This window comes from Pseudomonas saponiphila (assembly GCF_900105185.1).
Classification (GTDB): domain Bacteria; phylum Pseudomonadota; class Gammaproteobacteria; order Pseudomonadales; family Pseudomonadaceae; genus Aquipseudomonas; species Aquipseudomonas saponiphila.
Map to the genome: position 1 here is coordinate 1918848 of NZ_FNTJ01000002.1, position 15269 is coordinate 1934116.

At 64.2% G+C, this 15269-nt stretch carries 14 protein-coding genes; 12 read left to right on the forward strand and 2 right to left on the reverse strand.

Annotation, left to right across the window (positions count from 1 at the left end):
• Nucleotides 1–196 precede the first annotated feature (196 nt).
• The 11 genes from BLV47_RS30655 (at nucleotide 197) to BLV47_RS30705 (ending at nucleotide 12702) form a co-directional block, all read left to right on the forward strand.
• The gene (locus BLV47_RS30655; RefSeq protein ID WP_092320288.1) at nucleotides 197–1774 is read left to right on the forward strand and encodes a flavin monoamine oxidase family protein; all 1578 of its coding nucleotides are present in this window, start codon (nucleotides 197–199) and stop codon (nucleotides 1772–1774) included.
• Nucleotides 1775–1862: 88 nt separating this feature from the next.
• Nucleotides 1863–2360 (forward strand): RidA family protein, encoded by a 498-nt coding sequence (locus tag BLV47_RS30660; protein WP_092320289.1) that lies wholly within the window; start codon nucleotides 1863–1865, stop codon nucleotides 2358–2360.
• 31 nt (nucleotides 2361–2391) lie between these two features.
• Nucleotides 2392–4854 carry a TonB-dependent receptor plug domain-containing protein gene (locus tag BLV47_RS30665; protein ID WP_244168975.1) on the forward strand — a complete coding sequence of 821 codons (2463 nt, stop codon included), beginning with the start codon at nucleotides 2392–2394 and terminating at the stop codon, nucleotides 4852–4854.
• Nucleotides 4855–5163: 309 nt separating this feature from the next.
• Complete coding sequence (locus BLV47_RS30670) at nucleotides 5164–6123, forward strand: aliphatic sulfonate ABC transporter substrate-binding protein (protein ID WP_244168976.1); 960 nt, start codon at nucleotides 5164–5166, stop codon at nucleotides 6121–6123.
• 292 nt (nucleotides 6124–6415) lie between these two features.
• Nucleotides 6416–7192, forward strand: a complete 777-nt coding sequence (locus BLV47_RS30675) for a 2OG-Fe(II) oxygenase (RefSeq protein ID WP_092320291.1) — start codon at nucleotides 6416–6418, stop codon at nucleotides 7190–7192.
• A 4-nt stretch (nucleotides 7193–7196) separates the two neighbouring features.
• Entirely contained in the window at nucleotides 7197–7946 is a 750-nt protein-coding gene (locus tag BLV47_RS30680; RefSeq protein WP_047302332.1) for a tRNA-dependent cyclodipeptide synthase, read from the forward strand.
• A gap of 146 nt (nucleotides 7947–8092) precedes the next feature.
• Nucleotides 8093–9520: an MFS transporter gene (locus BLV47_RS30685; RefSeq protein WP_092320292.1), complete on the forward strand. Its 1428-nt coding sequence runs from the start codon at nucleotides 8093–8095 to the stop codon at nucleotides 9518–9520.
• Complete coding sequence (locus BLV47_RS30690; protein ID WP_167365724.1) at nucleotides 9513–10865, forward strand: LLM class flavin-dependent oxidoreductase; 1353 nt, start codon at nucleotides 9513–9515, stop codon at nucleotides 10863–10865. The genes BLV47_RS30685 and BLV47_RS30690 overlap by 8 nt, the downstream gene beginning before the upstream one ends.
• A gap of 77 nt (nucleotides 10866–10942) precedes the next feature.
• Complete coding sequence (locus BLV47_RS30695; protein ID WP_092320293.1) at nucleotides 10943–11281, forward strand: YegP family protein; 339 nt, start codon at nucleotides 10943–10945, stop codon at nucleotides 11279–11281.
• A gap of 261 nt (nucleotides 11282–11542) precedes the next feature.
• Complete coding sequence (locus BLV47_RS30700) at nucleotides 11543–12169, forward strand: hypothetical protein (protein ID WP_092320294.1); 627 nt, start codon at nucleotides 11543–11545, stop codon at nucleotides 12167–12169.
• Nucleotides 12169–12702: a hypothetical protein gene (locus BLV47_RS30705; protein WP_092320295.1), complete on the forward strand. Its 534-nt coding sequence runs from the start codon at nucleotides 12169–12171 to the stop codon at nucleotides 12700–12702. The genes BLV47_RS30700 and BLV47_RS30705 overlap by 1 nt, the downstream gene beginning before the upstream one ends.
• Nucleotides 12703–12771: 69 nt before the next feature.
• On the opposite strand, the gene BLV47_RS30710 is transcribed toward BLV47_RS30705, so the two are convergent.
• Both BLV47_RS30710 and BLV47_RS30715 read right to left on the reverse strand, forming a co-directional pair.
• Entirely contained in the window at nucleotides 12772–13659 is an 888-nt protein-coding gene (locus BLV47_RS30710; protein WP_092320296.1) for a dihydrodipicolinate synthase family protein, read from the reverse strand.
• Nucleotides 13660–13690: 31 nt separating this feature from the next.
• Nucleotides 13691–14473, reverse strand: coding sequence for an aldolase (locus BLV47_RS30715; protein WP_092320297.1), 783 nt, complete (start codon nucleotides 14471–14473; stop codon nucleotides 13691–13693).
• A gap of 161 nt (nucleotides 14474–14634) precedes the next feature.
• Between BLV47_RS30715 and BLV47_RS30720 the strand changes: the two genes are divergently transcribed.
• Nucleotides 14635–15177: a helix-turn-helix domain-containing protein gene (locus BLV47_RS30720; protein ID WP_092320298.1), complete on the forward strand. Its 543-nt coding sequence runs from the start codon at nucleotides 14635–14637 to the stop codon at nucleotides 15175–15177.
• The last annotated feature ends 92 nt before the right edge of the window (nucleotides 15178–15269 follow it).

Here is a 15269-nt window from a genome sequence, read left to right on the forward strand (position 1 = left end):
GCGGTTTTTGGGGCTATGCGCAGGGCGCAGAATCTTCTGCTTGGAATATGAAACAAAGTAATATTTGCATATGCTTAAAATGTATTTCTCTTATTAAATGAGCGCCCCTAGGATGGCTTCCCATAGACCCAAGTGACTGCATAAGTCCGCAGGCTATAACCGAACGCACTATCCATTCGCCGCAGGGAGCGCTGGCATGCCACTGACCAGAAGACAATTGATCGCCCGTATCGCCGCTGTCGGCGGGGTCCAGGCGGCGAGCGCGGTCATGGGCCTGTTCGGTGGCTCGGGCAATGCCGAGGCCTTGGAGGAGAACTATGCGTCGCTGCCCAGCGCGGCGGTGGGCAAGGGCGCTTCGGTGGTGGTGATCGGCGCCGGGATCGGTGGCCTGGTCAGCGCCTATGAGCTGAACAAGGCCGGGTTCAAGGTCACGCTGCTCGAAGCCCGGGAGCGGGTCGGCGGGCGCAACTGGACGGTGCGCGGCGGCGATCGGGTGGAGTACAGCGACGGCAGTGTGCAGGTCGCCGAGTTCGACGACGGCTTCTACCTCAACGCCGGGGCCGGTCGCCTGCCCAGCCATCACCAGTTGATGCTCGGCTACTGCCGCGAGCTGGGGGTGGAGCTGGAGGTGCTGGTCAACACCAGCCGAAATGCCCTGGTGCGTCCGGACCTCAATCAGCCAGCGTTGCAGATCCGTCAGGCGGTCAATGACAGTCGCGGGCATTTTTCCGAACTGCTGGCCAAGGCGGTCAACCGGCATGCCCTGGACCAGGAGCTGACGGCGGCCGATCGCAGCAACTTGCTGAGCTTTCTGAAAACCTGGGGCGACCTTTCCGACAAGCTCGAATACCTGGGCTCGGCGCGCTCCGGCTACAAGGTTTGGCCCGGTGCCGGCGACCAGTTGGCGCAGAAGAACGACCCGTTGCCGTTGCAGACCCTGCTCAACCCGGCGTTGACCACGGCGCTGATGATCGATGAATACCCGGAATTCTCGCCCACCATGTTCCAGCCGGTGGGCGGCATGGACCGCATCCCCCAGGCGTTTGCCCGGCGTCTGCAAGGGCAGTTGCGGCTGCACAGTGAGGTGCGTTCCATCACCAACCGGGCTGACGGTGCCGAGGTGGTCTACCTGGACCGGCGCAGCGGCCGCACCCAGAGTCTCAAGGCCGACTACGTGATCAGTTCCCTGCCCTTGCCGCTGCTGGCCAAGGTCGAGAACAACTTCAGCGCCCCGGTGCGTCAGGCCATCGGCGCGGTGCAGTTCGGCTACGCCAACAAGGTGGCCTGGCAGTCGCGGCGCTTCTGGGAAAGCCAGTACCAGATCTACGGCGGGCTGTCGTTCATCAACCAGGAGGCCTCCGGGCTCTGGTACCCCAGCGGTGGTTTCAACCAGGCCGAGGGGGTGCTGGTGGCGGCCTACAACAACGGTGAAACCGCCCGCAGGTTCGGGGAGAAAACCCTGGCCCAGCAGATCGAGATTTCCCGCCAGGCGGTGGAGCTGCTGCACCCCGGCCATGGCCATGAACTGCGCAAGCCGCTGGCGATTGCCTGGGGCAAGATCCCCTACAACCTCGGCCCCTGGATCAGCCATGAAGTGGTCGAGCCGGACTACAGCCTGCTCAACCAGCCCCAGGGCCGGGTCTACCTGACCAGTGACGGCCTGGCCCACAGCGGCGTGGGCATCTGGCAGGAAGCCGCCGCCGGCGCCGCGCGGCGAGTGGTGCGCCATCTCTTTGAACGGGCGCAAGGCTCGTCGCTACAGCAAACGGCCTGAAAAAGCCGAGCACTCATAAAACAGCAGTCACCCATTGCCGGGTAGCGGACCTCCGAGGCTGGCAAACACAACCTTGGAGCGTCTTTGCATGTCTTTGAAAAACACCGTCGTAGGGCTGGGGCTGTTGTGCGCCGCCAGCAGCAGCTGGGCCGCGGGGATCCAGCGCGTGCCGTCCAGCTATCCCCATTCGCCGATCCTGCAATCGGTGACCTTGCCCGCCAACAGCGAGGTGACCTACCTCTCCGGCCTGCTGCCGGACCCGGTGGACCCCAAGGCGCCCAAGGAACAGATCCACGCTGCCGGCAACACCGAAAGCCAGGCCCGCGAGGTGCTGCGCAAGGTGCAGACGATCCTCGCCGGCCAGGGCTTGAGCCTGGGGGATGTGGTGCAACTGCGGATCTACCTGGTGGGCGATCCGGCCCAGGGCGGCAAGCTGGATTTCGACGGCCTGCAAGTGGCCTTCCGCGAGTTCTTCGGCACCGAGAAACAGCCGCTCAAACCCGCCCGGACCACGGTGCAAGTGGCGGGGCTGGTACTGCCCGGCGCCTTGATCGAAGTCGAAACCGTCGCCGCCCGAGCGCGCTGATATGCCTGTCAAAGGATCTGAAGCCATGAGTATGTCCTTGCATAAAATCGTCCTCGGCGCCGCGCCCCTGAGCCTTGGCCTGCTGAGCCTGGCAACCCCGGTGGAGCTGCTGGCCGCCGATGAAACCCTCGGCACCGTAGTGGTCACCGGCGTGCGCGGCAGCCAGCAGCGCACCGTCACCAACAGCCCGGCGCCGATCGATGTGATCGACAGCGAACAGCTGCGCAGCATCGGCCAGAACGGCCTGAAAGAAATGCTCGGGCGCCTGTTGCCGTCGTTCAACGTGCCCACCATCAACGGCGGTGGCACCGCCTTCCTGGTGCGCGGGGTGAGCATGCGCGGCCTGGGCGGCGATCAGGTGCTGGTGCTGATCAACGGCAAGCGCCGGCACAACTCGGCGCTGATCAACAACGGTGCGCGGGTCGGTAATGCCTCGGTGCCGGTGGACCTGGACCTGATTCCCACCGCCGCCATCGAGCGTATCGAAGTGCTGCGCGACGGCGCCGCCGCGCAGTACGGCTCCGACGCGATTGCCGGGGTGATCAACATCATCCTCAAGCGCAACGCCGAGGGCCTGACTTCGGACACCACCCTGGGCCAGTACTACGACGGCGACGGCACCACCGGCCACGAGGCCTTCAACTGGGGCAACAAGCTGGGGGAGGACGGCGGCTTCTTCAACCTGTCCTGGGACGCCAAGCTCCAGGAACCCTACGAGCGTTCCAGTGCCGCCAGCGGCCAGCTGTACTTCAAGCAGGCCGACGGCTCGCCGGACCCGCGGGAAAGCAATCGCCAGGGCTGGGGCACCGAGTACGGCCTGGGCCGCGACCGCACCACCAGCCTGGCCTACAACGCCGAGCTGCCCCTGGCTGACGACCTCAAGCTGTATTCGTTCTCGACCCTGAGCTATCGCAACAGCAACAAGAACCTGGGCCATCGCAAGCCCACCGACATCACCAGCCTGGCGGGGGTGCCCAATGCGCCGTACCCCAATGGCGGCCAGGCGCGACGGGAAATCCGCGAGACCGACTTCCAGGTCGCCGGCGGGGCCAAGGGCCTCGCCGGCGGTTGGGACTGGGACCTGTCGAGCACCTACGGCAAGGATCGCGGGGTGCTCGATACCGCCAACAACCTGAACATTTCCAACGGTCCCTACAGCCAGCACGACTTCCACCTGGGCAACCTGGTGTTCGACCAGTGGACCAACAACCTGGACTTCTCCCGGGCCCTGGACATCGGCTGGAGCAGCCCGCTGGAAACCTCCTTCGGGGTGGAATACCGCTGGGAGAAATACGCGCTGGAGGAGGGCGAGCCCAACTCCTACAACCAGGGCAGCTATGTCCCGGCCACGGGTCCCTTTGCCGGCGTGGTGCCGGACCCGGGGCTGTTCTCGGTCAACGGCACCACCCCGGAAGACGCCTACAGCCTCAAGCGTCACAGCGAGGCGGCCTATGTGGACCTGGGCCTGAACATCACCCCCAACTGGTACGTCGGCGCGGCGGCGCGCTATGAGAAGTACAACCTCGGGGTGGGCGATACCACCAGCGGCAAGCTGACCACGCGCTACGAGTTCCTCCCTGGCTACGCGGTACGCGCGGCGGTGAGCAACGGTTTCCGCGCGCCGTCCCTGGCCCAGAGCGTGTTCTCCACCACCAGCACCGTGACCCAGTTCGGCGCCGGTGGCACCACCAGCTCGGTGCGCACCAAGCAGATGCGCCCCAATTCGCCGGAAGCCATTGCCCTGGGGGCCAAGGACCTGGAGCCGGAAACCTCGCGCAACTACAGCCTGGGCTTCACCGCCGAACCCACCGAACGGCTGCGCCTGACCGCCGACTTCTACCTGATCGACATCGACAAGCGCATTCTCCAGACCGGCATCCTCAAGGGCCCGGCGGTGTCGCAGATCCTGGTGGAGAACGGCCTGTCGCCAAACCTCGCCGGGCAGTACTACACCAACGCCGCCGATACCCGGACCAAGGGCGTCGACCTGGTGGCGGACTACAGCCAGTCGTTCGGCGAGTACGGCACGGCCAAATGGAGCGTGGCCTACAACCACAACAAGACCACCATCCGCGACCTGGCGGACACCCCGTCGGCCCTGTCGCGCCTGGGGGCCGGCTATGTGCTGTTCGACCGCCAGCAGCAGATCGACCTGACCAAGTCCACGCCCAAGGACAAGTGGATCCTCTCCACCAACTACAAGGTCGGCGACTGGACCACCAACCTGCAGCTGACCCGCTTTGGCGAGTACACCGAAGGCTCGAACCTCCCGGCCAACGACCGCACCTACAGCGCCAAGTGGATCACCGACCTGGACGTGGCCTACGACGTGACGCAGAACCTCACCGTGGCGGTGGGCGCCAACAACCTGTTCGACGTGTACCCGGACAAGATCGGCCTCAAGGCCTGGGCGGGGACCTATGAATACGGGATGTTCTCGCCTTATGGACTGGGCGGTGGTTATTACTACAGCCGCGTCAGCCTGGCGTTCTGAGCATGACCACGATGACTCTTGCAGGAGCTGGCTTGCCAGCGAAGGCGGCCGCATGAGTGGCGCAGGGTTCAGGGGCCATTCGCCGGCAAGCCGGCTCCTACAGCGGTTGCGTCAGCCTGGCGTTCTGCAGCACGCCAGCCAGCTACCTCGTAGGAGCTGGCTTGCCAGCGAAGGCGGTCGCATGACTGGCGCATGGTTCAGGGGCCATTCGCCGGCAAGCCGGCTCCTACAGCGGTTGCGTCAGCCTGGCGTTCTGAGCATGGCCACGATGACTCTTGTAGGAGCTGGCTTGCCAGCGAAGGCGGTCGCATGAGTGGCGCATGGTTCAGCGGCCATTCGCCGGCAAGCCGGCTCCTACAAGGACTGGTGTTGTGTTTGTGGCTGGGCACTGCGCTGGCGCAGCCGGTGCTGCGGGTGTCCAGCCAGAAGCAGTCGCTGAAGATCCTGCTCGAAGCCGCCGGCGAGTTGGAGCAGGTGCCGTATCCCATCGAATTCGCCTCTTTCGCTGCCGCCGCGCCCACCGCCGAGGCCCTGGCCGCGGGGGCGGTGGATATCGGCAGCCTGGGGGACGCGCCCTTTGTGTTCGCCGCCGCTGCCGGGGCGCCGATCAAGACCGTGGGGGTGATCAAGCTCAAGGTCACGCCCACGGCGGTGGCGATGCTGGTCAGGGAGGACTCGCCGCTACGGGATGCCGCCGACCTCAAGGGCCGGCGCATCACCACCACGCGCGGCTCCATCGGTCATTTCCTGGCCCTGGCCGCCCTGCGTTCGGTGGGCCTGCACGGCGCGGATGCGCAGTTCATCTTTCTCCAGCCGGCCGAGTCCCGCAGCCTGCTGAGCAATGCTCAGGCCGACGTCTGGTCGACCTGGGACCCCTACACCAGCATGGTGCAGATGGAGGGCGGCACCCGGGTGCTGGTCAGTGGCGAGGGGCTGTTCGCCGGTCACATGCTGCTGGTGGCCAATGATCAGGCGATTCGCGACAAGCCGCAGCAGATCGCCGATTTCCTCCGGCGCCTGGACCGCGCCTATGCCTGGGCCAACCAGCATCTGGAGGCGTTTGCAAAGATCCAGGCCGGCTACAGCGGCCTGCCATTGGAGGTGCATGAACGTTCCAATCGCTACTCGCTGCCCCGGCGTATCGCCGTGGGCCCGGCCGTGGTCGAGGACGTGCAGCACACCGCGGATCTGTACCGTGAAGAAGGCATCATCCACAAGTCGTTCGATGCGGCGACTTATATGGATTCTTCATTCAATGAAGTTGAATGAATTTATGGCGGTTTTATTAATAAGACTCGGGAGCTTTTGAATAAATAAAGAGTAATGATGTCCATCTTTTAACTTAACTATCAGCGAATTTCATAATTCTCCGTCAGTACTTGTGAAAGTGTGGGTGGTGGCCGCTATTTGCCTGATTTTCGATACATTTTTAAGTTTGGAGATTAGAGATAAAGGGTATTTCACAAGACCTTCTCAACTGCCTAATGTGGCCCTGAAACAAATTATTACGTTCTGCCAGTGTTGTACTTCGTCGCTACTTCCAGGGAATAAGGGAGCTTGCATGTTCACAGTCACTACTGCCGACAAACTTGAAGCGCGGCATATCCTCGATGTTGTGGAAAAACGCTCTTACGGCGTTCAGCTCAAAGGTTTCTGCCCACCGGATACCTTGCAGGTGGCGCGGGATCATCTGTACCAGCAGGAACTGCGCAGTGCCTTCAGCCAGCAGCAGGAATTCGTCCGGATCGGCAAGGCCTATATCGAGATCCAGGATGAGCAGAGCCGGGCCGAGTACCACGCCCTGGCCCTGCCCAACATTCGCAAGATCCGTAATCTGTTCCGGCCCCTGGCCTCGCCCATCGACGAGCTGCGCTTGCTGCTGGACGAGGTCTGGCCCCAAGGCGCGCACCTGCTGCAGGTGGACGGGCAGAAGTGCTTCGTCGGCATCGCCCGCTTCCAGGGTTCGGGGGTCGATCTCACGCCCCACACCGACAAGCTCGAACGCAATGCGCCCGAGGGCCACAGCCCGCAATTGCTGACCCAGCTGTCGACCAACATCTACCTGGAGATCCCCGAGGACGGCGGTGAACTGGAGATCTGGGGCATCGAGCCGGACGAAGAGGAGTACAACCGCCTCAAGGGCGAGCGGGCCTATGGCATCGAGCGCCACCTGCTGCCGCCGCCGGACTTCGTGGTCAAGCCCGAGCCCGGCGACCTGATCCTGCTCAATCCGCGGCTGATCCACGCGGTCCGCCCTTCGGCCAGCAGCACCCGGGTCACCCTCGGGGTCTTTATCGGTTACTACGGCGAACACCAGCCTTTGGCCTACTGGAGCTGAACTCATGAGCAAGGTGCAGGAAATCAACCTCAAGGCCTACTTCAACAAGGGCGGCGAGGAGCACGAATTCGACGGCAAGCGCGTGGTCCTGGCGGTCAGCGTCGGCCAGGAATACCACGAGGACCAGAAGCTGCGGTCCACCATCCACTTGATCAACCAGTCCGGCTTCAGCCACGTCAAGGTGGTGGTGGCCGACACCCTGCAACGCCACAACAAGCATGGCAAATCTCCCGGCGAGGCGTTGTCGGCATCGATCCGCGACGGCGATGCCTGGCTGGCGCGCAACCAGAGCATTCTCGACGGCCTGCGGGTGCCGTACCACATCACCCGCTGGAACCAGGAACTGGCCAGCGACCGTTACGCCGAACTGCGCCAGCAACTGGACCAGATCTATCAGCAGCGCGAGGAATTGCGCCAGGCCATCGACAGCACCATCAGCGTGTTCACCGAGCGCCTGCGCCTGCGCGATGAACAGGCGGACATCGAGCGGGCGGCGGCCCAGTGCCGGGAATACATCCTTGAGGAGATCCCGATCATCCTGCCGCTGTGGGCCGACGAGGGTTACCACTACGTGCTCTATCCGCAGCAGATGACCACGGCCATGGCCACCAGTCGCGAGCTGCTGATCGAACCCCACAGCCCGGACCGGGTGCGCTGGCTGCCGCTGAAGTTCAAGAAGCGCGGGATTCCGATTCCGTTCACCTTGCCCGGCGCCATTCACCCCAACTGGACCAGCGGCGCCATCGCCATCTGACCCGCAAGGATCCGCCGTTCTCGCTGACCTTTGCAGGAGCTGGCTTGCCAGCGAAGGCGTCCCTGGAGCGATACAGGACTCAAGGGCCTGCCCGCTGGCAAGGCTCCTACGGCTAACGGTTTTTCTATGACTGACAAGGAGTTTCCATGAGCGTTTTTGCGCAACAGCAACGCAAGTGGTGGGCATTGCTCGGGGTGAGCATCGCCAGTTTTCTCGGCTGTGTGGATTTCACCATCGTCAACACCGCGCTACCGGCGCTGCAGGCCGATCTCGGCGCTTCGGTGGACAGCCTGCAGTGGGTGATCAATGGCTTCATCCTGACGCTGTCGAGTTTCATGGTGCTGGTGGGGCGCCTGGCCGACCTGCATGGACGCAAACGGGTGCTGTTCATCGGCTTGAGCGTGTTCGGCCTGGCCTCGCTGGCGGCCGGACTGGCGACGCAGATCGACACCCTGATCGGCGCCCGGGTGCTTCAGGGGCTGGCCTGTGCGGTGCTCTACACCGCCTCCGGGGCGATTGTCTCCAGCACCTTCGACAGCGCCGAACAGGGCAAGGCCTTTGGCGTGCTGTTTGGGGTCAACGGCGTGGGGCTGGCGATCGGGCCGGTGCTGGGCGGGTTGATCACCAGTGGTTTTGGCTGGCAATGGATCTTCCTGATCAACGTGCCTTTCGTGCTGCTGAGCCTGGGCATCTGCAGCTTCAGCGTGCAGGAGTCACGCTCGGCACAGAGCGGTGCGCGGCTGGATGGCTGGGGCGCTTTGCTGTTGCTGATCGGCCTGCCGAGCCTGGTGCTGGTGATCGTCCAGGGTGGTGCCTGGGGCTGGGGTTCACGCTTGACCCTGAGCCTGATCGCCCTGGCGCTGCTGGCCCTGGTGGCGTTCCTGGCGGTGGAGAAACGGGTCGCGGCGCCGATCATCGATCTCAAGCTGTTCGCCAACCGGCGCTTTGTCGCCGGGGTGGCGGCCAGTTTCGGCCTGGCGCTGTTCTATTGCGTGGCGTTTTTCGTCATGCCGCTGTACCTGGCGCAGATCCGTGGCGCGTCGGTGCAGGCCAGCGGCCTGCTGTTACTGCCCACCACCTTGGGCGTGGCGCTGCTGTCGCCGCTGGTGGGGCGGCTGGTGGACCGCAAGGGCCCGGCGCTGCTGATTAAGGCCGGGTTGCTGCTGTTCGTGCTCTCGGCGCTGTTGCAGGCCGGCTTCGATCGGCAGACGTCGCTGGCCTATCTGCTGGCGGCCTTCGTCATCATGGGCCTGGGCTGGGCGAGCATTCTCGGGCCGTCGACGGTACTGGGCATTTCCTCGGTGCCCCAGGCCGTGGGCTCGGTGGCCATGGGCTCGCTGATGACCCTGCACAACGTTGGCGGTGGCATCGGGCTGGCGGTCGGAGTGGGCTTGTTCCACCACTTTTCCGCCACGCCGCTGGATGACGCCCAGGGCGCTTTCCTCAATGGTTATCGCGGGGTGATGCTGTTCCTGGCCCTGGCGACGCTGCTGGTCTGGGCTTCGGTAAGCCTGTTGCTGCGCGCCGCGCCGCTGCCGGTGGCGGCGGCCGAGGAGGGCGCCAGCCATGGCTGAGCGCGGCGGGCAGATGGGGCTGGGGGCCTTTCTCTCCGGCTCCGGTGCCCACGGCGGCAGTTGGCGCCATCCCCGGGCGGATGCTGATGCCTCGTTGAATTTCCAGCGCTACCGGGATTACGCCCAGACCCTGGAGCGGGGCTGCTTCGACGCGCTGTTTCTCAATGACAACGTGGCGGTAGGGGACCTCGATCCGCGGGTGCTGGCCCGCAGTTCCCACAGCCTGCGCTGGGACCCGCTGACCCTGCTGCCGGCCCTGGCGGTGGTGACCCGGCACATCGGCCTGATCGCCACCGCCAGCACCACCTACAACGAGCCTTACAACCTGGCGCGCAAGTTCGCCTCGCTCGATCACTTGAGCGAGGGCCGAGCGGGCTGGAACCTGGTGACCGGGCTGATCGGCGGCGAGAACTTCAATCAGCCCGAGCCCATGAGCCACGCCCAGCGTTATGCCCGGGCCGAGGAATTTTTCGAGGTGGTCAGTGGCCTGTGGGACAGCTGGGCCGATGACGCCTTTCCCCGGGACCAGGCCAGCGGCCAGTGGCTGCGCCCGGAGCGGATGCACCTGTTGCAGCACCGTGGCCAGCACTTCCAGGTGCAGGGGCCATTGAACGCGCCACGGCCCATGCAGGGCTGGCCGGTGATCGCCCAGGCTGGCTCGTCCGGGCCGGGGTGCGAGCTGGCGGCGCGTTGCGCCGAGCTGGTGTTCACCGCCCAGACCGACCTGCAGCAGGCCAAGGCGTTCTACGCCGGACTCAAGGAACGCCTTCCCGCTTACGGCCGCCATGCCGGGCAGTTGAAAATCTTCCCGGGCATCGCTCCCACGGTGGGCCGCAGCCTCAACGAGGCCGAGGAAAAGTACCAGCAGTTGCAGGAATTGCAGGACCCTCAGGCCCAGCTCAAGGCGCTGTCCTACCTGCTGGACCTGGGCATCGACCTGTCGCGCCTGCCCCTGGATGCCCAGGTGCCGCTGTTGGCGGATGCGCCGCCCACCGAACGGCACAAGAGCCGTCGGCAACTGGTGGTGGAACTGGTCCGCCGGGAACGGCCGACCCTGGCGCAGTTGCTGCGCAGCCTGTCCGCCAGTGGGCACAAGGTGCTGGTGGGCACCCCGGGGCAGATCGTCGACGAGATGGCGAGCTGGTACGAGGAATACGCCGCCGATGGCTTCAATGTGCTGTTCACCCACCTGCCGGGGGCCATCGACGACTTTGTGCAATTGATCACCCCGGAGCTGCAACGCCGGGGCCTGTTTCGCCAGCGCTACACGGGGCACAGCCTGCGCGAGCACCTGGGGCTGGCGCGGGTGGAAAACCGATTCTTCAGCCACCGGGGCAATGGCTGAATCGCCGAAAGGGGCTTTACTCCCAAGGCGCAACGCCCATCGATCGAGGTCCATTGATCAACACAAGGAGCAACAGCATGTCCGGATGGTATGAGTTGAAGAAAAGCAGCAGCGGTCAGTTTCGTTTCGTGCTCAAGGCGGCCAACGCCGAGATCATTCTCACCAGCGAGCTGTACACCACGCGCGCGGCCGCCGAGAACGGCATTGCCTCGGTGCAGGCCAACAGCCCCCAGGAGGAGCGCTACGAGCGCAAGAGCGCCAAGGACGGCAAGCCCTATTTCAATCTCAAGGCGGCCAATCAGCAGATCATCGGCAGCAGTGAAACCTATTCCTCGGAGGCGGCCCGGGACAAGGGCATCGCCAGCGTCAAGGCCAACGGTCCGAGCCACAACATCAAGGACCTGACCGCCGTCTGACCCGGCTCGGCACTCTGAACCGTTTTGCCCGGCCAGGGGCAAGGCGGTGGCGCCGCGCGGGGCGTGCCCGGCGGAAACGCGGCGCCGACGTTGGTAGCGAACAGGGGGGGGGCGATCCACTGGCGTTCGTCAGCCGATTGACGACGTAATTCTGGCTAAATGCCATCACTTACATTAGGCTGCGCGCCCGTCACGGGGTGGTCGGCGTACCTGGCGCTCTGGTTGACGTAATCGATCATTGTCCAAGGGATCTGCGACCTCATGATTCGCCCTCTCGTATTGCTCGCCACGCTGCTGGCGCTGAGTGGCTGCTACAGCCTGCCGTCCACGAAAATCGCCGAGAGCATGCGCCCCGACCCGCAGTCGGGTGTGGCCTACGTGGTGGGGGTGGTGGGTATCTGGCCCAAGGCGGTGCACACCGCCAACGAACAGATGCTGCTGATTCGCCCACGGGGCGGCGAGGGATTCGCCTCGGCGCGCTTGTACAACCAGATCTACGGCCGCACGCCACGGGATGTCCGCGAAACCTGGCACGGCATCGGCAGCCTGTTCGTGATGCCGCTCAAACCCGGGCGCTACGAGATCTACAACCTGCACTTCGACCGTGGCAACGCCACCGCCTGGAGCCGCGAAGACTTCTCCATCCCCCTGGAACTGGAAGCCGGCAAGGCCTATTACATTGGTGATTTCCGCGCTGGCTGCCTGTCGGCGGCGGGGGCCAAATGCGTGTTCCTGCACAGCGACCACCTGGTGCGCGCCAAGTACCCGCAGGTGCCGAGCCTGCAACGGGTCGATCTGGAGCAGATGGAACAAGTCACCTCGCTGATCGTCAAGGAGCAGGGGCCCAAGGCGTCGATGCTCAAGGCCATGCTCTCGGGGGATCTGTAATGGGCGCTCGGTTGTGGTGGTTGATGGTGCTGATGCTGGGGCTTGGCGGTTGCCAGACCAGCCATAGCCTCAAGCCGGCCGAGGTGGATTATCGGCAGCGGCTGCCGGCGATCAGCGTCAGTGTGATGGGCGCCATCCCGGCCGGCCTGATCCGTGACGAACTGCGTCGGCGCGGAACCTTCGAGCAGGTGCAGTCGGGGTTCAGCGCCGATGGCTACAACGTGATCGTGGCGGCCAACAGTGATTACTTTGGCTGGCAGAACATTCCCATGGGGCTGCTCAGTGCGATGACCTTTTTCATCGTGCCGGGCCGGGTCACCTGTGACAGTCAGGTGATGTTCCATGTCAGCCGTGGCGACCAGCCGCTGGCCAAGTATCGGGTCAGCAATCAGACCCGCTCCTGGCGCGGTTGGGCCAATCCCGATGGCAGCCAATACCAGCATGTGCAGCGCATCACCGATGACTTCATCGCACAGATGTTGCAGGACCCGCAGTTCAAGGCCAAGGCCCCGGTGGCGCTGAACAGCCATTGAGCGAGGGTTGAACGCGGCCCATGCCAAAGCCCGGACGGTGTCAGCCGCCCGGGCTTTTTTGTCAGGGCATCAACCCAGGGTCTGCAGCAGCGTCTGCAACTGCTGGCGTGCGCTCTGGTTCAGGGCAAACACCGGCCGGCGTGGCTCGCCGGCGTTCAGTCCGCTCAGTTCCAGCCCGGCCTTGACCGTGGCTGGCAGGCCGCCCTTGAGGATGAAATCCAGCAGCGGCAGTTGGCGGTAGAACAATTCCCGGGCCCGTTGCAGGTCATGCTCCTGCACGGCCTGATACAGGTCGAGGTTGAGCTGCGGGATCAGGTTCGCCGCCGCCGTGCACCAGCCGCTGGCGCCGGCGGTGAAGGCTTCCAGGGCCAAGGGATTGCAGCCGTTGTAGAACGGCACCTGGCCTTCACCGAGCATGTGCAGCTTGTGCATGCGCTGGATGTCGCCGGTGCTTTCCTTGACCAGGGTGACGTTTTCCACGGTGTGGAAAATCTTCAGGATCAGTTCCACCGACATGTCGGTGCCGCTGGTGGCCGGGTTGTTGTAGAGCATGATCGGCACGCCGATGCTGGCACCGATGGCCTGGTAGTGGGCGAGGATCTCGGCTTCGCTGAGCTTCCAGTAGGAGGTCGGCAGTACCATCACCACGTCGGCGCCCTGGGCTTCGGCAAAGCGCGCGCGGCGGATGGCCTTGGCGGTGGTCAGGTCGGAGACGCTGACGATGGTCGGCACGCGCTTGGCCACGTGGCGGATGCTGAACTCGGCGACCTGGTCCCATTCCGCGTCGCTCAAGTAGGCGCCTTCGCCGGTGCTGCCCAGGGGCGCGATGGCGTGGACGCCGGCGTCGAGCATGCGGTCGATGGAGCGTCCGAGGGCGTCCAGGTCCAGGCCTTCGCCGTTGGCGCCGAAGGGGGTGACGGTGTAGCCGATGATGCCGTGGATCTTGGGGGTAGACATGGTGCAACTCCTGCAAGGCATAAGGGGTGGATCAGTTCAGGCAGTCGGCGTGTTTTTTCAGGTTCTGCCGAGCGTAATAGTTGAAGGCGGCGCCGTGGCGCTTGGGCTTGGAGATCCAGTCGTGGGCTTCGCGGCCCAGCTCCGGGAGGATCGGCTTGATGGTGCCGGCGGCCATGGCCAGCAGTTGCAGCCTGGCCGCGCGCTCGATCAGCTGGGCGATCACGCAGGCCTCCTCGATGCTCGCGCCAGTGGACAGCTGGCCGTGGTGGGAAAGCAGGATCGCGCGCTTGTCGCCCAGGGCCGCGGCGATGATTTCGCCTTCTTCGTTGCCCACTGGCACCCCTGGCCAGGCTTCGAGAAAGGCGCAGTCCTCGTACAGCGGGCAGAGGTCCATGTGCGACACCTCAAGCGGTACTTCGAGCATCGACAGCGCGGCAACGTGGGTCGGGTGGGTGTGGATGATGCAGTTCACGTCCGGCCGGGCGCGGTACACCCAGCTGTGGAAGCGGTTGGCCGGGTTGGGCATGCCGTGGCCTTCGAGGACTTCCAGGTCTTCGTTGACCAGCAGCAGGTTGCTGGCGCTGATTTCATCGAAGCCCAGGCCCAGCTGCTGGGTGTAGTAGGTGCCCGGTTGCGGGCCGCGGGCGGTGATCTGCCCGGCCAGGCCCGAGTCATGGCCGTTCTCGAACAGAATGCGGCAGGTCAGGGCCAGCTTTTGCCGGTCGGTCCACGTATTATCCGCCAGGGTGTTTTGCATCTGGGTCAGGGCTTGCTTGACCAGTTGGTCTTTGGGCAGTGCTAATGTCTTGGCCATGTCGAAGGTCCTTTGAGAAGTGCAATGGACGTCGGATCTGCGCTTCACCTGCTGCTTGCGAGGTCGTTGGGTGAGTCGCGATGACACTTAAAATGCTATATGACACTTTGTGTCATTGGCAAGCGCCAATCGTTGTTTCCTAGATGGATTAACCGCTCCACATGTCTATCCGTTTGAAATTACTCAGAAAAAAACTTGGCGTGACCCTGGAGGCCCTGGCCGAAAAATCCGGGATGACCAAGAGTTATCTGTCGAAAGTCGAGCGCGGGTTGAATACCCCGTCGATCGCGGCGGCGTTGAAACTGGCCAAGGCGCTGAACGTCAAGGTCGAGGAGCTGTTCGCCGAGGACAGCCTCAGCCTCGACAGCTACAGCCTGGTGCGCAGTGACCAGCGCCAGTCGCTGGCGGCCAACGACCAGGCCCCGGGCTATGCGGTGCTGGCTCATCAGGTCAGCGAGCGCAACCTGCTGCCGTTCATCATCTACCCGGCCAAGGAGTTCAGTGACAAGACCTTCAAGGAACACCTGGGGGAGGAGTTCCTGTTCGTCCACGAAGGCCAGGTGGAAGTGGACTTCATGAACGAGCGGGTGATTCTCAACCGTGGCGATGCGCTGCATTTCAACGCACAGAAACCCCATCGCATCCGTTCCCTGGGGGACGAGCAGGCGCAGTTGCTGGTGGTGGTGCACAGCAGCGAGGACTGAAGGCGTTCATCTACCAGGAGCTGGCCGGGCGCTGGAGCCTTGTGTTGTTTCTGCGGTCGCCTTCGCTGGCAAGCCAGCTCCTACGCCAGTCG